The organism is Kitasatospora sp. NPDC034023, from assembly GCF_055575795.1.
Window position 1 is genome coordinate 418,215 of record NZ_JBVIRY010000001.1, and the last position, 19,525, is coordinate 437,739.

Sequence of the window (19,525 nt, forward strand, 5' to 3'; positions counted from 1 at the left end):
TACCCTCGGCTCTCACGTCACGTGAGGGTCAAGCCGCTTTCCCGAGCGGCTTTCCGAGCGGCTTTCCCGAGCCGCCTTCTCAAGCCGCCTTCTCAGGCGTCGGCGCCGACCAGCTCCCGCTCGCGCCGCCGGGCCGCCCGGCGTCCGCCGTCGCCCTGGCCGGTGGCCCGCGGCCGGCGGGGCTGCTGGGTGGGCCAGAGCAGCACGTACGCGGCGGAGACCACCACGAAGGCGAGCCGGACGAAGCCGCGGGCCGAGTCGGACGGGAGGAGCAGCGTGCCGCCGTACAGCGCGCCCAGCGCGATCCAGCTCCACCACGGAACGAGCCGCTTCTGTCCTACCGCGTCCCAGAGCAGGGTGCCGAGCAGGATCGAGGCCGTGTAGTAGGTGTAGACGCTCGGGTCGAGCAGGATCCGGGCGTCCGCGCCGAGCAGCACCACGGCCGGCCAGCGGCCGCGCCACACCGCGATGCTGCCGAGGCCGAGGCCGAGCGCGAACTGGGTCGGGCGGTCCCACCAGGGGGTGGCCGGATCGGTCACCCCGAACCAGCGCAGCGCCGAGGCGGGCTGGTTGGGGATGGTGAACTTGGCCGCCGCCATGGTGTCCAGGTTGCCCAGGTAGAACGGCAACCAGGCGATCGCCACCAGGGCGGCGAACCAGAGCGCGGTGCGCAGCCAGGTGGGCCGGGGCAGCGCCAGGATCAGCGGGGCGAAGGCGATCGCCCAGGGCTTGGAGTCCACCGCCAACGCGAGGAAGATCGCGACCTGGGTGGGTTTGCCGCGGGCCAGGGCGTGCGCGGCGAGGGTGGTGAAGAACAGCGCGAGGACGTCGTCCAGGTGCGCGAAGCGGACCGACACCTCGACCCACATCGGGATGAAGGCCAGTCCGGCGATCAGCAGGCGCTGCTGGAGCCGGCGGTGGTTGGTGCCGGTGCCCAGGTAGTAGAAGGCGGCCGTGCGGCCGACCACGACCAGCATCACCAGGCCGAGCGCGGCGCTCGCCGCCTCGGCGACCAGTTGGCCGGTGTGCGGGGAGAACGGGGCGGTGAGCCGGGCCGCGGCCAGGCTGACCGGGCCGATCTGCAGCTCCGGATGGCGGGCGTAGAGCGACAGACCGCCGTCTGCCTGGCCGCTGAAGAGCAGCTGCTCACCCTGGCGCAGATAGTGCCAGGAGAAGCCGCCGCTCGGCTCGACCAGGAAGAACCAGAGCGCCGTCCAAGCGACCAGCAGGACGTGGTGCCTGCGGAGCGGCGATCCGGCTATGCGCCCGGTCGCCGCCTCGTAATCCGTGCTGGTCCGTGCCGTGCGTGCTTCCCGCACCTGTCCTCTCCCCGCCGGTTCCGCCCCCCTCCGGCCGGACATCCTATGTGACGGAGGTGTACCGCCCGTGCCGCCCGCGGGGCCGTCCGATGGACGGCGCGGGCGGCACGGGAGTACCCGGGAAACGGTTCCCCCTGGTCAGCTGTGCTGGCCCGACTTGCGGCGGCGCAGCACCACGAGGGTGCCGACACCGGCCACCAGGACGGCACCGCCGACGGCCGCGATCGCGGTGGTGTCGTCGCCGCCACCGGTCTGGGCCAGGGACTTGTCCGCGTTGGCGGCGGAGGTCTTGGCCTTGCTGACGCCGCCCGGGGTGATCTTCGGCGGGGTGACGTTCGGGGGCTGCACCGGGAAGTCGATCGGCTGCGGGGCGTCACTGCTGCTGCCGCCGGACGGGGCCGGAGGGGTGGTCGCGCCGGAGTCGGACGGCGAGGCGGACGGCGAGGCGCTGGTGGGCGTCGTCGTCGGCGTCGCCGGCGTCGTCGGCTCCGTGGTGGGCGTCGACGTGGCCGTGGCGGTCGGCGACGCGGTGGAGGTGTGGGTGGCCGTCGGCGAGCCGCTCGCGGTGGGGCTCGGCTTGCCGGTCTTGGTCGGGGTGGGGGTCGGGCTGGGCTTGCCGCCGCCGGCCTTGATGGTGAAGCCGGCGCCCTTGATCCCGTCGCAGCTGAAGCTTCCGTGGTCGTTCTCGTCGTTGGCGTCGGCGGAGTAGACCACCGGCACGACACCGGCCTTGCCCAGCGGGGCGTCCTTGGTGAAGGAGGCGCGGACCTTGATGTCGATGCTCTTGCCCTGGGCGAGGTAGAGCAGCGCACCGTCGGCGGCGTCGCCGCTGTCCGTGACGCCGCCGAGGAACATCAGCACGGCGCTGTCGTCGCCGTCGCCGCCACCGGGGGCGACGACGGCGGTCTTCCAGGTGCCGCCGCCGGGGAGCGAGGCCGGCAGCTGGTACTCGAGCTTGAGGTCCTTCGCCTTGAGCGAGCCCGCCTTGTTCTTGAACTTCAGCAGCGGGTAGGCGACGAAGTCGGTCTTCGTCGAGTTGTCGATCCGGTAGGTGAACTCGCGGGCCTCGTCACCGGCAATGAAGGTGCCGGGCACACCGCGCACCGAGAGGTCGAGGCTCTGGTGCCCCGCCTTCTCGGCCGACGCGGCGGCGGACGGGGAGCCGGTGGTGCCGACGGCCATGGCGCCCTGGGCGCCGGCCAGCACGAGCGAGGACGCGAGCGCGGCGGCACCGGCGAGGGCAAGACTGCGACGTATGGACAAGGGAGACCTCACGGACGTTTCCGGGCGAGGCCCGGGCGCGAGGGGCGGCCGCAGACGCCGCGTCCCCCCGCGAAGCTGAAAGTGCGACGGAGAGTACCGAACGACCGGGCCGGTCCGGAAGGCGGGTGCCGCACTGTGACCGAGACTTGGAAACGAGGCGCCCGGTTCGCCCAACCCCGTCCATGTACAAGGCTTTTGTGCTTTGCCAAGTGATGACCGGAAGTGACGGGTACACGCCCGGCGGACCGTACCGCACCCCGGGCGAAACGGCACGGACCGCCGTCAGTCGGCGGGCGTCAGGCGGCAGGCGTCAGGCGTCAGGCGTCAGGCGGCGGGCGTCAGTCGGCGGGCGTCAGTCGGCGGGCGTCAGTCGGAGAAGAAGGACTTGGCCGCGATCAGCGCCCGCTCGTCGCGCAGCACGTCGCCCGGGCGGGTGCCGTTGCCGAGCAGCACGCCGCCCCAGCGCATCCGCATGTACTCGGCGGTCAGCCGGAGCGTGCCGATCAGCGGCTCGGCCGTGTCGTCGGAGCCGCTGAGGGCGGTGACGCCCCACAGGGTGGCGCCGCCCATCCGGGCGCGGAAGTCCAGCCCGGGCACCCGGAGCCAGCCCGCCCAGTGGTCGAGGTAGAGCTTGGCGCTGGTCGGCAGCGTGTACCAGTACAGCGGCGCGACGAAGACCAGGTCGGTGGCCGCCAGGGTGGCGTCCAGCAGGGTCCGCTCGTGGCCGACCGGCTCGGGGTAGCGGCCGTCGCCGGTGTGCCGCAGGTCCTGGAAGGGCGGCAGCGGATGCTCGCTCAACCGCAGCCAGCGCTGCTCCGCCCCGACCGGCAGGCTCGACTCGACGGCCAGCCGGGCGAGTCGAGCGGAGTTGCCGTCGACGCGGGCGCCGGCGTCGAGGAACAGGAAACGGCGCGACGCCTCGGCGCCGGACGGCTGCTCGGACGGCTGGGTGGCCGGCTGGTCGGACATCGGAACTCCCCCGGTCAGGTGCTGCGGACGGAGGTGCGAGCAGCCGCCGCGCGCCGGTTATTCCGCGCCCGCGCCCGCGCCCGCGCCCCGGTCGCCGGTCAGTCCGGCAGCCCGGCCCGGCGGCGGGCGACGGCGGCCACCGCGGCCCAGTCCTTGTCCCCGTCGCCATGGGCCAGGGCGTCCAGGAAGGCGTCCCGCAGGACGCTGCCGAACGGCAGCGGCACATGGCGCGCGGCCCCCGCGTCCAGCGCGAGGCCGACGTCCTTGAGCCCGAGCGGCAGCCGGAAGCCGGCCGGTTCGTAGCGGCGCTCGGCCACCATCGCGCCGTAACCGGAGTAGACCGGTCCGGGGAACAGCGTGCCGGTGAGCATCTCGACCAGGTCGGTCGGCCGGACCCCGTTGGCATCGGCCAGGCTGCACGCCTCGGCCATCGACTCGATCGCGCAGGCCAGCAGGAAGTTGGTACTGATCTTGGCGGTGTTGGCCTGCCGGGGGCTCTCGCCGAAGTACCAGGTGCGCTGCCCCATCGCAGTGAACAGCGGTTCGGCCCTGGCCAGCAGATCGGCGGCGCCGGCGGCCAGGATGTTCAGCCGGCCCTCCGCCGCGACCGGCGGCCGGCCGAGCACGGGCGCGGCGACGTAGCCGATGCCGTGCTCGGCGTGCAGTGCCTCGGCCCGCTCGGCGAGCGCCAGCGAGACGGTGGCCATGTTGACGTGCAGGGTCGCCGCGGCGCCGGCCAGCAGGGCGGGGTCGAGCAGCAGGCGCTCGACCGCGTCGTCGTTGGCGAGCATGGAGACCACCGTGTCGGCGGCGAACACCTCCGCGAGCGAACCGGCCGCCTGCGCGCCCTCGGCCACCAGGGCGGCCACCGGCTCGGGCGAGCGGTTCCAGACCCGTACGGCGTGACCGGCCCGCAGCAGGCTGCCGGCCATGCCCCGGCCCATCGCACCCAGCCCCACGAAGCCGACTGTCGCCCTGGTCATCCGCGCACTCCCGTCGCCGTTGCCGCTCACCTGCCGCCGACTGTACGTCAGGGGACCGATCGGGCCGGACTGTTCACGGTGGCCAGGGTGCTCATGCGCAGGCGCGCGCGGGCATCCGGGTGCGGTGCGCGGCGGCCCCGCGCTCCAACTCGGCGATCACCCGGCCGCGCAGCAGCTCGTACTGGGCCTGCAGCCGGCCGGGACGGGCCGGGCGGGCGACCGGGCGGCCGGGGCCGACCAGTTCGTCCGGCCCGAACTGCTCGCGGGTGAGGTCGATCTCGAAGCCGGTGGCGAAGCGGTTCCACCAGTGGAGGTCCGTCCGGACCCCGTCGATGTACACCTCGCCCATCATCAGCTCGCCGCCGAGCAGGTCGTGCACCACCATCGCCGTCACCCCGCACTGGCCGCGGGCGGGATTGTCGGGACGCCAATGGGCCAGATCCTCGGGCGCACAGGTGTCGACACCCCAGGAGGAGCGGATCGCACGTTCGATGTCGTTGAGGGTCCACGCCGTCATACCGGGAAGCCTGCCACGCGGCACTGACAGCGGCAGCGGCTTTTCGAAGGGTCACCCCGTGTTCTGCGGTGACCCTCCCGGCGTTCACCCGAACGAGTCATGGAATCCGGCCGGCCGTCCATCCCGCGTCACGGGACGGCCGACCGGCCAGGGCGTCACTTCGCCGCCGGGTGAGGGGGCTGCGTGGTGGCGTGGCGGGGAGGCGTCACTTCGCCAGCGCGGCGACGCCGGCCTGCGCGAACTGCTCGTCCAGGTCGCCGCTGGGCGCGCCCGCGACACCGATCGCCGCGACCGGAGCGCCCTTCGACTGCACCGGGGCGCCGCCGGCCAGGAACAGCGTGCCGGGGATGTCCTTGAGGTTCGGGGCCTGGGCCAGCCGCTTGGCCAGCTCCGAGGTCGGCGCGTTCCAGGAGACCGCCGTGTAGGCCTTGCGCTCGGCCGACTCCGGGGCCTGCGGCCCGGCGCCGTCACCCTTCAGCAGCACCCGGGTGACACCGTCCCGGTCGACGACCGCGACCGACACGTGCTGGCCGGCCTTGGTCGCCGCGTCCAGGGCGGCCTGGGCGGCGCGGGTGGCGGCGTCGATGGTCAGGCCGGTGCTCTGGGCGAGGTTCCTGTTCTGCGTGTCGACCTTCACCGCGGCCGGGGCGGCCGGGGTCTCGGTGGTCTCGGCGCTGGCCGAGACGGCGCCCACGGTGGCGGCCGCGATCGCGGCGGCGGCGACGGCGCCGGTCAGCATCCGGGTGCGTGCGGAGGTCTTCTTCATGGTCCAGCTCCTCAACGGGTCTGCGGGGTGGTGCGAGGTGACGCGGGGGGATCAGGGGTGGTGCGGGGGATCGGGGACGGTGCGCGGGGATCGGGGAGCCGCCGGGTCGAGGGGGTTGCCCGGCGGCATGCTTCGATCCTGCGTCCGGGGACGGGTCCGCCACATCGACGGACCGGCGCGAGCGCCCGGGCATGATGGGGGACGGCGGCGTCAACCGATCGGCTGATGCGGGACCGGGCCGGACGGGTCACCATCGAGGAATCGGTGCAGGTCAGTGCGGACCCGCCGCCCGTGCGCCACTCGTTGGCCGCCCGTTCGACCAGGAGCCACCCGTGCCACAGCCCCGCCCCTCCGCCGATCGGCACGGCACCGGGCGCACCGGACGCACCGGGCGCACCGGTCACGCCAGTCGCACCGGTCGCACCGATCACACCGGAGCCGCCGACCGTCCGGACGCCGTCGGATCGCACGGCCCGCACGGCGCGGTCGGCCGCGACGCCGGGGACCCGGACGCGGGCCGGCTGGCGCTGCTGTTGGACTCCGCCTTCGTGGTGCTGCTCGCCGCCTCGCTCAACCGCTACCTCACCCACCACTCCGGCAACGCCCAGGCCCCCTGGGTGATCGGGCTGAGCGCCGCCCTGGCCGTCGCCCAGCCGGCCGGCTCCTGGCTCGACCACCACCGTCCGACCGCGTCGGGCCGGCGCCGCCGGTGGTCGCTGGGGCTGGTGGTGACGCTCTGGGTGGTGCTGGTGCTGCTCGCGCCGAGCTTCGCCTGGTGCGCCGTCCCGCTGATCTACACCGCGCTGCGGGCGCTGCCCGCGAAGGCGGCGATCCCGCTGGTGGGCACCCTGACCCTGCTGGTGGTGATCGCCGAGATCCGGCTGCCCGGCGGGGCGGACGCCACGCTCGTCCTGCTGCCGCCCGCGGTGGCCGCGCTGGCCACCGGCGTCTTCCTCTTCATGGCCCGGCAGGCCGCCCGGCAGCGCGCGCTGATCGCCGACCTGGTCCGCACCCGGCGCGAACTCGCCGCCACCGAACGGCGGGAGGGCACCCTGGCCGAGCGCGAGCGGCTGGCGATGGAGATCCACGACACCCTGGCGCAGGGCCTGTCCAGCCAACAGATGCTGCTGCAGGCCGCCGACCGCACCTGGGAGGCCGATCCGGCGACCGCCCGCACCCACGTCCGGACCGCCGCCGAGGTGGCCGCCCGGAACCTGGCCGAGGCCCGCCGCTTCGTCCACGACCTCGCGCCGGCCGAACTCGCCGACGGCCGTACGCTCGACGGGGCGCTGCGGGCGCTGGCCGCACGGGAGTCCGCCGAGAGCGGTCTGCCGGTCCGCTTCCACCTGGACGGCACGCCCGTGCCGCTGCCCGCCGCCGCGCAGTCCGCGCTGCTGCGGATCGCCCAGGGCGCGCTGGCCAACGTCCGCGAGCACGCCGGGGCGTCGGCCGCGGCGATCACGCTGTCCTTCCTCGGCGACCAGGCCGTCCTGGACATCGCGGACGACGGGCTGGGCTTCGACCCCCAGGCCGTCGGCACCGGGGGCGGCCGCGGGTACGGACTGCCCGCGATGCGCGCCCGGCTCCGGCAGTTGGGTGGCACGCTGACCGTGGAGAGCACCCCCGGCGAGGGCACCGTCGTTTCCGCCGCGATCCCCCTGGAGCACCGATGAGCGAGCGAAGTGGGCGCATGAGTACGGCTACGGCCCGGACCGCCCCCGTCCGACTGTTGGTCTGCGACGACCACGCGGTGGTACGGGCCGGTCTGCTCGCACTGCTCGCCAGCGCGGGCGACATCGAGGTGGTCGGCGAGGCCAGCACCGGGGAGGAGGCCGTCGCGCTGGCCGCCCGGCTGGTGCCTCAGGTGGTGCTGATGGACCTCCAGCTCGGCGACGGCATCGACGGCGTGGAGGCCACCCGGCGGATCACCGCCGCCCCGGGCGGGCCGCACGTCCTGGTGCTCACCACGTACGACACCGACGCCGACATCACCCGGGCGATCGGCGCCGGCGCCACCGGCTACCTGTTGAAGGCCGAGCGGCCGGAGGAGCTGTTCGCCGCCGTGCACGCGGCCGCGCAGGGCCGGACGGTGCTGTCGCCGCCGGTCGCCTCCCGGGTGATGGCGCAGATGCGGGCGCCCGCGCCGCAGCTCACCGAGCGCGAGCTGGACATTCTCGAACAGCTGGCGCAGGGGCTGGGCAACCGGGAGATCGCGCGGGCGCTGTTCATCAGTGAGGCCACGGTGAAAACGCATCTCGGGCGGATCTACGACAAGTTGGGCGTGGACACCCGGGCGGGCGCGGTCGCGGTGGCCAAGGAGCGCCGGCTGCTGCGCTGAGCCGGCCGGGCCCTTCGTCCGGTCTCCGGTCTCCGACTCCGAACCATCCCGAGCACCCCGAGACCCCGACCGCCCGGCGGCTGCGCTGGGCGCTCGCGCGGTGTCACTGCGTGCTGCCATGATGCTCGGAATGTCGGATTCCAGCCATCGCGTCCACGGTGCGCGGCTCGTTCCGGTGTGCGCCGCCCTGCGGCCGGGCACGCCGACCGGCCTACAACTGCCTGGTCCGAAGCCTTTCGGGCCGGTCTGAGCCGGTCATCACAATGTGGATGTTTCGTGTATTCCACTATTGACAAACCAACCACGCGGTTTGTTAGCGTGAGATCAACGACGTCCCCGGGGGTGGGGACTCGCCGGGGCCTGTGCGGACCGCTCTCGCCGGAGGGTGTGGCCAGGGGGGCGGCGAGGCTGCCGGGGTGTCGGGGGGAGCGGCCGCGCCGAGGCCGCGCGACGAGGCGGCGTGGAGCGAGTCCGGGGGGACTCGCTCCACGCCTCCCCCGGTCCCTCTCGGCCTTCGACTACGCCAGCGCGCTCCAGTACGGGCAACACACGTACGGCAGTGGCGCCGAGCTTGGGCCACCACCCCCGGACAGCACCGGGAGCCGCTCCGAGCGGGCCACCCCGGGCGAGCTCGCAGTCAGCCCGGCCTCGCCCGACTCCCCGAAGCGGAGCGCCAGTCGGTAGCCGTCCCGGGTGGTCGCGGCCACCCCGGGGCGGTCCCAGTCGGTGTTCAGCGAGGTGATCGTCCAGCCGCGCCGCCGCCAGTGCCGTTCCACTGCGTCCACCAGCGCCGCCCGCCGGGGCAGCGAGACGACGGTGAGGATGTCGCGCCCCCGGGTGACGTACCAGCGCACCGCCGACTCGCGCCCCGGCCGGGGCAACCGCGCGCCCGACCGGGGCGCCGCCTCCTGCCAGGCGGGCATCGGGTCGATGGCGTCCAGGGTGTCCTGAAGCAGCGTCTCGCAGCGCTCTGCGGCATCGAGTTGATCGGCCGTCACACCTGGTTCCGGCCTCGACCACCGCCAGGCGGGCACGGCCGGCGCACCATCGGGGCAGCCGCCCGGGCATCCGACGTTGAGTTCGGCACCACCTGACTGCACAGGGCCCTCCGTACTCCTCCCGGCGATCAACCCGGGCTGGGATTCCGTCACTGCTTGGACGGTGGACGGGTACGGGCAGTTCCATCCCCACCATCCCCACACCTTTCGAATTGCACTGCACGGTGCAGTTGAATCACTGCTCTGCACTGTGTAGTTTACTTCTCGTGCCGCCAACGGGAACAGCCCGGCGGCACCACCGTCCACGAAAGGACTCCCGCCATGCCCACCATCACCGTCGGCACCGCCCGCATCCCCTACCGCGTCGTCGGCGACGGCCCCGACACCCTCGTCCTGGTCCACGGCACCGGCCCCGGATCCGGCATGTGGGACGGCCTGCTGGACTCCTTCACCGACCGCTACACCGTGCTGCTGCCCGACCTCTCCGGCAGCGAGGCCGCCGAGGATGACGGCTCCCCGCTCACCCTGGAGACCCTCGCCACCCAGGTCAACGCCGTGATCGACGACGCCGACCGCGGCCCCGCCGACGTCTTCGGCTTCTCGCTCGGCGCCGTCGTCGCCACCGCGGCCGCCGCCCGGCGCCCCGACCAGGTCCGCCGCCTGGTCGCCGCCGCCGGCTGGATCAGCGCCGAACAGGACGAGTACCTGCGCCTGTCCATGGCCACCTGGCTGTCACTCGCCGACCACCCCGGCGCCTTCGGCGGCTACGCCACCCTCACCGCCTTCAGCGGCGGCTTCCTCGACCGGATCGGCCGAGCCGCCGTCGAGGCCAACACCGCCTACATGCAGCCAACTCCCGGCACCCTGCGGCACATTGCCCTCGACCTCAGCCTGGACCTCACCCCACTGCTGCCCCACGTCCAGGCCCCGGCCCTGGTGATCGGCTGCACCCAGGACGCCACCGTCCCGGTGCGCAACGCGCGGCGCCTGCACGCCGCCCTCCCGGGCAGCGTCTACGCCGAGTTCGACACCGGCCACATCGTGCTCGCCGAGGAGACCGAGGCGTTCACCAGGACCGTCCGGGAGTTCCTCGACGCCGCATGAGCGGCGGGCGGCGGGCCATCGGCACCGGGGAACGGTGACCCGGCGACGGGCGGCGGAAGGGGGAGTCGGAGCACACCGCCGCCCGGGTAACAAGTCCCTGTTCAAAAAGGCCGATTACCGCGCCTGGTGATCGGAATGAAATTGACTGAACGTCAACTTGCAAGGTGAGACTGCTTCGTCAGTCACACCGGCAAGGAGCAGACCATGCGCATACTCTTCACCGGCCCCGCCTCGGCCGGCCACCTCTTCCCGCTCGTGCCGACCGCCCAGGCGCTGCGCGCCGCCGGGCACGAGGTCCTGTTCGCCTGCGGGCAGCCGCTCGACCAGCTCCGCCGCGCGGGCTTCCCGATCGTCGAGATCGGCGACGGCCGGGGCCTGATGGAGCTGTTCGAGGAGCGCCTCGGGAACAAGATCCAGTACGTCACCCCGGACAGGTCGCAGGACGAGATCTTCGACACGGCGGCCGCGATCTTCGCGCACGCCTCCCGCCCCACCGTCGACGGCCTGCTGGAGGCCGCCACCGAGTGGGGCGCCGACCTGCTCGTCCACGACTCCTTCCAGGCCGCCGCACCGCTGGTGGCGACCCTGCTCAAGATCCCGTCGGTGGTCCACAACTTCGGGGTCAACCCCGGCCTCCCCATGAGCCGCCTGCTCGCCTCCCACTTCACCGACGTCTACGAGCGGCACGGCCTGGCCGGCCCGGCCCCCGCCACCGCACTCAACATCGGCCCGCTCGGCGGCGACCCGGACGGCCTGCCGATGCGCTACATCCCCTACAACGGCGGCGGCATGGTCCCGGCCGAGTTCCTCCGCACCGCCGACCGCCCGCGGATCGCCGTCACCCTGGGCACCGTCCTCGCCGAACTCGACGGCGTCCGGGCCGTCGCCCGCCTGGTCGAGGCCGCCGCCGAGGTCGACGCCGACTTCCTGCTCGCCGTCGGCGGCGCCGACCTCGCCCCGCTCGGCACCCTGCCCGACAACGTCCGCGGACTGCCCTGGGTCCCGCTCAACGAACTGCTCAGCCGCGCCGACGCGTTGATCCACCACGGCGGCTCCGGCACCATGCTGACCGCCCTCCAGGCCGGCCTGCCCCAGCTGCTCCTCCCCCAGGGCGCGGACCACTTCATCAACGCCGAGGCGCTCACCGCGAGCGGCGCCGCCCTGAGCTCCTCCTCCGACGCCGTGGACACCGCCCTCCTCGACCGCCTCCTCACCGACCCCGACCTCCGCGACGCCGCCCACCGGCTCCAGGCCGAGAACGCCGCCCTCCCCACCCCGACCGCCCTCGTCCCCACCCTCGAAGCCCTCACCACCCGCTGAGCCATGGCCCGGTCGGGTTCGGCCGGACGGCCGAACCCGACCGGACGGTCTCTCACCCGCGGGCGGCCGGGGCGAACTCCTCCCGGATCGCGTTCACCAGTCCGGTCACCAGGCGCGCCCGCGGCACCATCGCGTCGACCACGACGTACTCGTGGTCGGCGTGGGCGCCCCCGCCGACCGCGCCCAGGCCGTCCAGCGTCGGTATGCCCAGGGCGGCGGTGAAGTTGCCGTCGCTGCCTCCGCCGACCGCCGTACCCGAGAGGCCCGGAACGAGTCGGCGTGCCAGCCGGAACAGCTGCTCCGACGCCGACTCCGGCATCGGGGGCCGGCCCACCGCGCCCCGGACCACGATCTCGGCCCCGTCCAGGTGCGGGCGCAGGTTCGCGAACGCGGACTCGATCCGCTCCTTCTCCCCGGCCGTCTCGACGCGGACGTCGACGGTCACCGTCGCCTCCGCCGGCACCACGTTGTCGGTGGTCCCTGCCGACGCGATGGTCGGCGTCACCGTCGTCCCGGCCTCCGGTCGGCTCAGCGCCGCCAGGTCCAGGACCTGGTGGGCCGCCTCGACCAGCGCGTTGACTCCGGCGGCGGGCTCCAGCCCGGCGTGCGCCGCCCGGCCCCTGACGGACAGTTCGAACGTGCCGCACCCCTTGCGACCGGTCTTCAGAGCGCCACCTTCGGCCGCCCCCTCGAACACCAGGACCGCCCCGCAGGCGCGGGCCCGCTCCTCGATCAGCGCCCGCGAGGCGCCGGAGCCGACCTCCTCGTCGGCGGTCACCAGGATCTCCACGCCGGTCGGATCGTCCAGCGCCGCCAGCCCGTGGACGGCCTGCACGAGACCGCCGAGCATGTCGAAGACACCGGGTCCGGTCGCGTGGCCGTGTTCCACCCGGAAGGGACGCCGGGCGAGCGTGCCGAGCGGGAACACCGTGTCGTGGTGGCCGAGGACCAGCACCTGCGGATCGTCGCCGCCCGACCAGTGGACGTGCGGACCCGCCACGCTCTCCACCAGGACGGCTCGCCCGCCCAGCCGGCTCTCGATCACCGCCGCGACGGCCTCGGCGGAGACCCGCAGGGCGTCCGGGTCGCGGGACGGGGACTCGACCTCGACGAGCCTCCGCAGGTCCTCGAGCATCGCGTCCACGCGTACGGCGGCACTCCTGTGCATCGTCATCCTTCAACGTCTGTGTGGTTCGGCCCGCCGCACACCCGCACCGGGTTGCCTGCCTGCGCGCCTGCTTATTCGTCCTACTCGCCCTACTCCGCTTACTCGTCTTGCTCCTCCACGCGGTGACCGGCCGACCGCAGGGCCGCCAAGGCGTCGGTGAGCCGCTCCGAAGGCACCAGCACCAGGTCCGCGTCGTACGTCGAGGCCACGAACACCGGCACTCCGGCGGCTGCCAGCGGCGCGATGAGCAAGGACAACATGCCCGGCAGGTCGAGCGCGTGGGCACTGTCACCGCTGTACAGCGCCATCCAGCGCTCGACGGACGCGCCGTCCACACGCTCGTCCACCTCGCGCACCACGGTCAGCCCCTCGGGGGCCCGAACCAGCGAGACCCAGCGCGACGCCAGGGCCGACGCCTCATCGGCCGGACGTTCGACGCAGAGGGATTCCGGAAGAATGCGCAGATGCTGCGCGGCCGCGGTAGTCACCCGCCGATGGTAGGAAATCCTGCGCATCCATGGACCCGCACCCCCGGCCCCGGACAACGCAAAAGCCGCAGGTCATGTGACCTGCGGCTTTCGGTAGGGAGCGGGCGACGAGAATCGAACTCGCGCTCCAAGCTCGGGAATCTTTGGGCTTCCGGACCCAAAGCGCTCCTGACCTGCAACGATGCCACCGCAATCGGCCCTTCGGACACCGGGCGCAGACCGCTGCTGACCGCCGCTCACCACCCGCTCTGGCACGGATCCGGCACGCACCGGAATCGTCCGGGCGGAAACCTGCTGGCCAATCCGGTCCAGGTCGGCCAGACCGTTGCGACCAGGCCGTAGGGCCGAAACTCCGCGGCGCCGGTCGTCTCCCGCGCGACCGGCGCCGCGGCCGTAGGCTGCTGCGCGCGACGTACGGCATCGAGGTAGCCCGAAATGGCTTCATGTCTGCGGATCAGGCACTCGATGCGCTCGCCCATCCGCTCCCGCTCCCGCTCCAGGGTCGTGATCGTCTCCGCGGTCGCGCCGGCAACGTGGATCACTCGGGAGCTCAGGCACGGAAGAAGCTGCTTGATGATCCGGGTCGGCAGTCCGGAGTCGAGCAGCCCCCGGATCTGCAGGACGCGGTCGACGCAGCGCTCGTCGTACTCCCGGTAGCCGTTCGCGGAGCGCTCCGGGGCGATCAGCCCCTGCTCCTCGTAGTAGCGCAGTAATCGGCGCGGGGTTCCGGTGCGCTCGGACAGCTCTCCGATCCGCATCTGGCCCACCTCCTGTCTCACCGTCTGCCAGTGCCGCCAGTTCCGCCAGGGTGCATCACTGATACAGCCTCACGCCATAAGATAATTAATAGTTCTCTTTTTTTGAAGCCTGGCTGTGCGGTCGAGGAGGACCACGCGGCGGCGGTCCGCATCCAGGGCTACGCCGAGACCCAGGTCGCGGTGGGGCAGGTGACGTATTGCCGGCAGCCGCCGGGTGCGGTCGGGAAGCGCCGTCCGAACAATGACTCAGGAACCGGCCGCCGCCACCGGGGCGGCATCACGGGCCGGCCTCCCCCGCTCCTCGCCCAGCTCGATCCGCCGGACGGTGCTCGGCACCGCGATCGCCGGCAGCATGCACCGCCAGATCTCCGCCACCCGCTGCGGCAGATCCGCGTGCCCGGCTTCGACGTAGGAGTGCATCTGGGCGCCGGTACAGGCGTTGACCAGCAGTCGGGCGAACGCCTCGATGTCCGTCCCGGTCTTCAACTCCCGCTTGGCCTGGGCCATGCGAAGGTCCTCCAGCACGAGCTTGGCCCACTGCCGGTGGGAGTTCTCCTCCGGAGGGAGGAACCGCTCCTGCTCCCACACCAGCCGGGCGCCGGCCTGCAGAATGGGGTTGTCGAGCAGCTGACAGGCCCAGGTGAGGGTGATGTCCACGGCGCGCTGGAGGCCCTGCGAGAGCTGCGGCGGGACCACCAGGTCCGGCTGACCGGAGACGATGAACCGGGCCAGCTCCTCCTTGTTCCGGAAGTGGAAGTACACGGCGCCGAGCGTGACCCCCGCCCGGTCGGCGATCTTCACCACGCTCGAGCCGGCAAAGCCAAGCTGCCCGAACACCTCCGCCGCCGCCTGCACCACAGCGGCCCGGGTCCGCTCGGCACGCTCCTGCTTCACGACCCGCCCGGTCATGAGATCACCTGCCAATCTTTACGAAAAAAAGTTTTCTTTATCTTATCTGCGGGCCGCCGAGACGAGTTGAGGAGGCGTTCCAGGGCTTCGAACCTCTCGCCGCGGGGTGCTCGTGACCATCACCGGCACCCCGCACGGCTCTGTTCGTCCGCGCTACGCCGACATACGACAAGGCTCCCCGGCCGTCGAGTCGAGATGTCTCACGTCTCAACTCTTCGGCCGGGGAGCCTTGTTGCAACCGCCCTCCGAGGGGGCGGGGACGGCTCGCCGTCAGGCGGTGTACCCGCCGTCCACGGCGAGACCGGTGCCGGTGATGTAGCGGCCACCGGGGCCCGCCAGGAAGGTCACCGCGGCAGCGATGTCCTCGGCCACGCCGAAGCGCCCCAGGGCGGTGAGGCCGTTCTGGAAGTCGGCGCTCTCGCCCTCGGCCGGGTTCATGTCGGTGTCGATCGGACCCGGGTCCACGGTGGTGACGGTGATCCCGCGCGGCCCCAGCTCCCGGGCAAGTGCCTTGGTCAGACCGATGAGCGCGGTCTTGGCCGTCGCCTGCAGGACGAAGTTCGCACCGGGGACGCGCCCGTTGAAGCACGACCCGACGCTGATGATCCGGCCGCCGTGGTCCATGTGCTTGGCGGCGGCCTGGGCGCCCAGGAAGACCGACTTGACGTCCACGGCGAGCACGCGGTCCAGCTCGTCAGCGGTCACCTCGGCCAGCGGGCCGTAGGCGAGGAAGCCGCCGTTGTTCACCAGAATGTCGATACGGCCCAGCTCCCGCACCGTCTGCTCCACGGCGTCCGCCGCAGCGGTCGGCTGGGTCAGATCAGCCTGGATGACCAGGGCCCGGCCGCCGTCCGCCTCAATCTGCTTGGCAACCTCGCGCGCCTTGTCCTCCGCCTGGACGTAGGTCAGCGCCACCGCCGCCCCCGCGTCGGCCAGCCGCTTCGCGATCGCCGCGCCGATCCCCCGGCTGCCGCCGGTCACCAGCGCTACCTTTCCGGTCAGGTCACTCATCGATGATTCCTTCGATAGACGGATCGTTGATTGTCCTGACGGGATCCTCGAACATTCCCACCGATGTGAGGGTCAAGCCCGGAGCCGGCCGCACCGCACAACAAGAAAGCCGCAGGTCAGATGACCTGCGGCTTTCTGTATGGAGCGGGCGACGAGAATCGAACTCGCGCTCTAAGCTTGGGAAGCTCATGTTCTACCATTAAACTACGCCCGCCTGATGAGCCGTCAGAGACCGCTCGATCCAGTGTCACTGTACCCCATTCGCGACTGCCGTTGCACGGGGGCTCCGGGGGTGCGGCGGAGCCGGGTGGGGGCAGGGGTGGAGGCGTACTGTGTGGGCCGCGCACGAGTGCTCCGGCGGGTGGGGTCGGGCGGCGAGCCACGGTGAGGAATGTCCGGAACATCCCCTAATGTGACGCTGTCCCGGGGCTCGGCCGCCGGGGCGTGTGAGTACGGGTGAGTACTGGGTTAGGGATGGGAAGGGGATCGATGGAGCAGCGCGCCGTCGTTCGTTGTGCCGAGGGGCACCTGTTCAGCACCACCACGTTCCCGATGCAGAACCTCGGTCCCGGCCGGATCGGGCCCGGGCGGTTGATCCGCTGTCCGCAGTGCGGACGGCTGCGGAGTTCGGTGCTGGCCGACGTGCGGGAGCTGTCGGAGCCGCAACTGGCGCAGGCGATGCGGCTGGAGGCCGCGGAGTTCCTGGCCTGACGGCAGGCGGACGGGCAGGTGGGCCCCGGGCGGATTCGTCCGGGGCCCTTTCTTGCACGTAACCTCGAAGCGTGCTGCTCTCTGACAAGGACATCCGGACCGAAATCGACCTGGGCCGGGTCTCGATCGACCCGTTCGACCCGGCGATGATCCAGCCGTCGAGTATCGACGTGCGCCTCGACCGCTTCTTCCGCGTGTTCGAGAACCACAAGTACCCGCACATCGACCCCTCCGAGGAGCAGCCGGACCTGACCCGGCTGGTCGAGCCGGACGGGGACGAGGCGTTCATCCTGCACCCGGGCGAGTTCGTGCTGGCCTCGACGTACGAGGTCATCTCGCTGCCCGACGACGTGGCCTCCCGGCTGGAGGGCAAGTCGAGCCTGGGTCGGCTGGGCCTGCTCACCCACTCCACGGCCGGCTTCATCGACCCCGGCTTCAGCGGCCACGTGACGCTGGAGCTGTCGAACGTCGCGACGCTGCCGATCAAGCTGTACCCGGGCATGAAGATCGGGCAGCTCTGCCTGTTCCGTCTCTCCTCGCCGTCGGAGCACCCGTACGGCTCGGCGCGCTACGGCTCGCGCTACCAGGGCCAGCGCGGCCCGACGCCGTCCCGCTCGTACCTGAACTTCCACCGCAGCAAGGTCTGAGCGCACAGCGACGACCCAGCAGCGAGGACCCGGCGGAGCCGCACGCAACCGGGCGGCCACCCCTCAGCGAGGGGTGGCCGCCCGCGGCGTTTCTCAGGCCCGCTTGGGGCTGGTGACGGCGATCAGCTCGGTGCCGTCCTCGGACAGCCGCAGCTCGGTGCGCAGCTCGGCCAGCTCGCCGAGGTGGTGCAGGTGGGTGCCGCCGCAGAAGATCTGCGCGCCGCCCTCGGGCAGTTCGCAGTGCCACTGGCGGCGTGCGGTGAGCTCGGGGCCGGGCACCTCGATGCGGACCGGGGCGTCGGCGGCGACCCACGCGGCGAGCCGGGCGTTGACGGCCTCGGTGAGGGCGGGCAGGGCGTCGGCGAGGGCGGGGAACTCCTCGGTGGCGTCCGCCGTGAAGCCCTTCTTCTTGAGCGACTTGCCGAGCCGGTAGGTGTCGGTGCTGGCCTGGGTGTCCATCACCGAGCTCGCCATGGCGAGGCTGTCGAAGTCCGGGTTGCCGAAGGCGTCCGAGCGGCCCGGGTCCTTGCGCCAGCGCGGGGCGAGCGCGGCATTGAGGGCGAGCGCGAGCAGGTGGCAGCCGCTGTGCGAGGCGCTGAGAGCGCCCCGGCGCTCGGCGTCGACGGCGAGCGCGGCGGTGCGGCCGACGATGTCGCCGGGGTCGGTGGCGAGGACGTGCAGGACCAGCCAGGACCACTCCTCGTCGCCGCGCCGGACCGGGATGTCGGCGCCGACCAGCAGCGCGTCGTCGGCCGGGCCGACGGCGCCGGTCAGGCAGTCGACCACGGCCAGCTCGGTGCCGTCCACGGTGAGGGTGCCGAGGTCGGCCGGCTGGTCGGGCCAGGTGTGGTCGAGCGGGTGGAACGGGGTCGCCCCGGTCACGACGGCGTACCGGCCGTCGGCCAGCGGGTGCACCGCGAGCACCGGGGACTCGCCGGTCACCGCCCCGGCCGGGAAGCTGACGTGGGTGGTGGGGAGGGTCATGCCTGGCTCCGGTGGACGTGGGACGATGAGGGTGGACGGGCCCCGGCGCTCGACCGCGGCCCGTCCACCATTCTGCCCTTCGCCCGTCAGCCCAGCGTCGGCAGCTTGATCAGCACCAGCAGGGCGAGCAGTTGCAGCGCCGACGCGGCGGCGGCCTTGCCCCAGGGCAGGTCGTGCAGCCGTCGGACCATGCCGGCCAGCAGGAACGCGCAGAGCGCCCAGGTCGCCCAGCCGACGACCTGGACGACGGCGCTGCCGGAGGGCAGGACCAGGTCGAGGAGCAGCCGGGGCGCGTCGGTCAGCCAGCCGATCAGCGCGGCCAGGCCGACGGTCGACTTCCACGGGCCGTCGCCGCCCAGCTGCCGGGCCAGCGCGTACGTGACCGTGCCGAAGACCGCGCCGGCCACGGTGAAGCCGAGGGCGGCGGCGACGATGCCGGTCAGCGCCACGGTGAAGGTGGAGTTGACGATGTCGTCGTGGGTCAGCCCGATGCCGAGCACCGCGAGCGAGCCGTACAGCAGCGAGACGGTGAGGGCGGGCAGCCAGACCTGGTGGTCGCGGGTGCGGTCGAACATCGCGGTCGGGCTGCGGAAGAGGCCGATGAACAGCTCGCGCCAGTGCGGCCGGGGGCCGGCGACGTGCGGGGCGGACTGGCCGCCGGCCCGGTAGACGGCGACGTTGTCCTGGCCGTAGGGGTCCTGGCCGTCCTGGTCCTGGCCGTAGGGGCCGTGGCCGTACGGCGCCTCCTGCTGGTACGGCGGCTGCCCGTACGGCGGCTGCTGTCCCTGGTCCGGGTACTGCCCCTGGTCGTAGTAGCCCTGGTGCGGCGGCTCCTGCCCGTACGGGCCGCCGCCCGGGTACGGGTCGCCCGTCGGGAAGGCGCGGGTGTTCCCCGGCCGGTCGGCCGCGTACGGGTCGTACCCGTCGCCTGCCGTCCCCCCGGGTCCGCCCGCGGCTCCCGGGTGCGGGGCCGTGAAGTACTCCGGCCCGTCCGTCTGCCCGTGCCCCCCGGACGCCCCTGCCGGCGGCGGCGGAGGTGCCGACCACCCGCCGTGCGGACGGTCGGCACCCTGACCGCTGTCGTATCGATTACCAGCCACGCTCTGAAGGTACCCGTCCGGCCCAACGCGCGTCGGCCCCGAACGAAGCCGGGGCCGGTTTGCAGCGAGGCTGAGACGAACGGGGCCGAAAGCCGCCCCGGCGCTCCGGAAAACCGGAGCGCGGGGCTGCCGGGAAACCGGAGCCACCGGGAAACGGGGCTGCCGGGAAACA

The 19,525-nt window shown here is 72.8% G+C and carries 19 protein-coding genes, 1 tRNA gene and 1 pseudogene; 6 read left to right on the plus strand and 15 right to left on the minus strand.

What is annotated here, in order from left to right; translation table 11 throughout:
* Positions 1 to 92 precede the first annotated feature (92 nt).
* The 6 genes from ACZ52R_RS01855 to ACZ52R_RS01880 form a co-directional block, all read right to left on the minus strand.
* On the minus strand, positions 93 to 1,319 hold the full coding sequence (locus ACZ52R_RS01855) for a hypothetical protein (RefSeq protein ID WP_396287920.1): 1,227 nt from the start codon (positions 1,317 to 1,319) through the stop codon (positions 93 to 95).
* A gap of 138 nt (positions 1,320 to 1,457) precedes the next feature.
* Entirely contained in the window at positions 1,458 to 2,582 is a 1,125-nt protein-coding gene (locus ACZ52R_RS01860) for an LPXTG cell wall anchor domain-containing protein (protein ID WP_465622279.1), read from the minus strand.
* A gap of 366 nt (positions 2,583 to 2,948) precedes the next feature.
* The gene (locus tag ACZ52R_RS01865) at positions 2,949 to 3,551 is read right to left on the minus strand and encodes a flavodoxin family protein (protein ID WP_465752497.1); all 603 of its coding nucleotides are present in this window, start codon (positions 3,549 to 3,551) and stop codon (positions 2,949 to 2,951) included.
* A gap of 98 nt (positions 3,552 to 3,649) precedes the next feature.
* Positions 3,650 to 4,534, minus strand: a complete 885-nt coding sequence (locus tag ACZ52R_RS01870; RefSeq protein ID WP_465622276.1) for an NAD(P)-dependent oxidoreductase — start codon at positions 4,532 to 4,534, stop codon at positions 3,650 to 3,652.
* 91 nt (positions 4,535 to 4,625) lie between these two features.
* Positions 4,626 to 5,051 carry a YunG family protein gene (locus ACZ52R_RS01875; protein WP_360496589.1) on the minus strand — a complete coding sequence of 142 codons (426 nt, stop codon included), beginning with the start codon at positions 5,049 to 5,051 and terminating at the stop codon, positions 4,626 to 4,628.
* Between the two features lie 205 nt (positions 5,052 to 5,256).
* Positions 5,257 to 5,817: a GlcG/HbpS family heme-binding protein gene (locus ACZ52R_RS01880; protein WP_465622275.1), complete on the minus strand. Its 561-nt coding sequence runs from the start codon at positions 5,815 to 5,817 to the stop codon at positions 5,257 to 5,259.
* A 332-nt stretch (positions 5,818 to 6,149) separates the two neighbouring features.
* Here ACZ52R_RS01880 and ACZ52R_RS01885 point away from each other — a divergent pair, with 332 nt between their 5' ends.
* Positions 6,150 to 7,490: a sensor histidine kinase gene (locus ACZ52R_RS01885; protein WP_465752499.1), complete on the plus strand. Its 1,341-nt coding sequence runs from the start codon at positions 6,150 to 6,152 to the stop codon at positions 7,488 to 7,490.
* Between the two features lie 17 nt (positions 7,491 to 7,507).
* Complete coding sequence (locus ACZ52R_RS01890) at positions 7,508 to 8,155, plus strand: response regulator (RefSeq protein ID WP_465622273.1); 648 nt, start codon at positions 7,508 to 7,510, stop codon at positions 8,153 to 8,155.
* Between the two features lie 518 nt (positions 8,156 to 8,673).
* On the opposite strand, the gene ACZ52R_RS01895 is transcribed toward ACZ52R_RS01890, so the two are convergent.
* Positions 8,674 to 9,153, minus strand: coding sequence for a hypothetical protein (locus tag ACZ52R_RS01895; protein ID WP_360496598.1), 480 nt, complete (start codon positions 9,151 to 9,153; stop codon positions 8,674 to 8,676).
* 321 nt (positions 9,154 to 9,474) lie between these two features.
* Here ACZ52R_RS01895 and ACZ52R_RS01900 point away from each other — a divergent pair, with 321 nt between their 5' ends.
* The gene (locus ACZ52R_RS01900) at positions 9,475 to 10,257 is read left to right on the plus strand and encodes an alpha/beta fold hydrolase (RefSeq protein WP_465615302.1); all 783 of its coding nucleotides are present in this window, start codon (positions 9,475 to 9,477) and stop codon (positions 10,255 to 10,257) included.
* A 204-nt stretch (positions 10,258 to 10,461) separates the two neighbouring features.
* Complete coding sequence (locus ACZ52R_RS01905) at positions 10,462 to 11,577, plus strand: nucleotide disphospho-sugar-binding domain-containing protein (protein WP_465615304.1); 1,116 nt, start codon at positions 10,462 to 10,464, stop codon at positions 11,575 to 11,577.
* Between the two features lie 52 nt (positions 11,578 to 11,629).
* Here ACZ52R_RS01905 and ACZ52R_RS01910 read toward each other — a convergent pair whose 3' ends face one another.
* The 6 genes and pseudogenes from ACZ52R_RS01910 to ACZ52R_RS01935 all read right to left on the minus strand — a co-directional run bounded on the left by ACZ52R_RS01910 (position 11,630) and on the right by ACZ52R_RS01935 (position 16,125).
* Complete coding sequence (locus tag ACZ52R_RS01910; protein WP_465752501.1) at positions 11,630 to 12,751, minus strand: M20 family metallopeptidase; 1,122 nt, start codon at positions 12,749 to 12,751, stop codon at positions 11,630 to 11,632.
* Between the two features lie 92 nt (positions 12,752 to 12,843).
* On the minus strand, positions 12,844 to 13,233 hold the full coding sequence (locus ACZ52R_RS01915; RefSeq protein ID WP_465752503.1) for an ACT domain-containing protein: 390 nt from the start codon (positions 13,231 to 13,233) through the stop codon (positions 12,844 to 12,846).
* Between the two features lie 380 nt (positions 13,234 to 13,613).
* Positions 13,614 to 13,991, minus strand: a pseudogene (locus ACZ52R_RS01920) (MerR family transcriptional regulator); the annotation flags it as partial.
* Between the two features lie 246 nt (positions 13,992 to 14,237).
* Positions 14,238 to 14,900 (minus strand): ScbR family autoregulator-binding transcription factor, encoded by a 663-nt coding sequence (locus tag ACZ52R_RS01925; protein ID WP_465661514.1) that lies wholly within the window; start codon positions 14,898 to 14,900, stop codon positions 14,238 to 14,240.
* 270 nt (positions 14,901 to 15,170) lie between these two features.
* Positions 15,171 to 15,911 carry an SDR family NAD(P)-dependent oxidoreductase gene (locus ACZ52R_RS01930; RefSeq protein WP_465615312.1) on the minus strand — a complete coding sequence of 247 codons (741 nt, stop codon included), beginning with the start codon at positions 15,909 to 15,911 and terminating at the stop codon, positions 15,171 to 15,173.
* A gap of 140 nt (positions 15,912 to 16,051) precedes the next feature.
* Positions 16,052 to 16,125: transfer RNA gene (locus ACZ52R_RS01935), tRNA-Gly, on the minus strand.
* Between the two features lie 275 nt (positions 16,126 to 16,400).
* On the opposite strand from ACZ52R_RS01935, the gene ACZ52R_RS01940 reads away from it, so the two are divergent.
* Entirely contained in the window at positions 16,401 to 16,622 is a 222-nt protein-coding gene (locus ACZ52R_RS01940; protein ID WP_465615321.1) for a hypothetical protein, read from the plus strand.
* A 71-nt stretch (positions 16,623 to 16,693) separates the two neighbouring features.
* Positions 16,694 to 17,269 (plus strand): dCTP deaminase, encoded by a 576-nt coding sequence (dcd, locus tag ACZ52R_RS01945; protein ID WP_360496619.1) that lies wholly within the window; start codon positions 16,694 to 16,696, stop codon positions 17,267 to 17,269.
* Positions 17,270 to 17,362: 93 nt separating this feature from the next.
* Here the strand turns inward: dcd and ACZ52R_RS01950 are convergent, their stop codons facing one another.
* Both ACZ52R_RS01950 and ACZ52R_RS01955 read right to left on the minus strand, forming a co-directional pair.
* Positions 17,363 to 18,253 (minus strand): alanyl-tRNA editing protein, encoded by an 891-nt coding sequence (locus ACZ52R_RS01950; RefSeq protein ID WP_465615323.1) that lies wholly within the window; start codon positions 18,251 to 18,253, stop codon positions 17,363 to 17,365.
* An 86-nt stretch (positions 18,254 to 18,339) separates the two neighbouring features.
* The gene (locus ACZ52R_RS01955; RefSeq protein WP_465615325.1) at positions 18,340 to 19,353 is read right to left on the minus strand and encodes a Yip1 family protein; all 1,014 of its coding nucleotides are present in this window, start codon (positions 19,351 to 19,353) and stop codon (positions 18,340 to 18,342) included.
* Positions 19,354 to 19,525 lie beyond the last annotated feature (172 nt).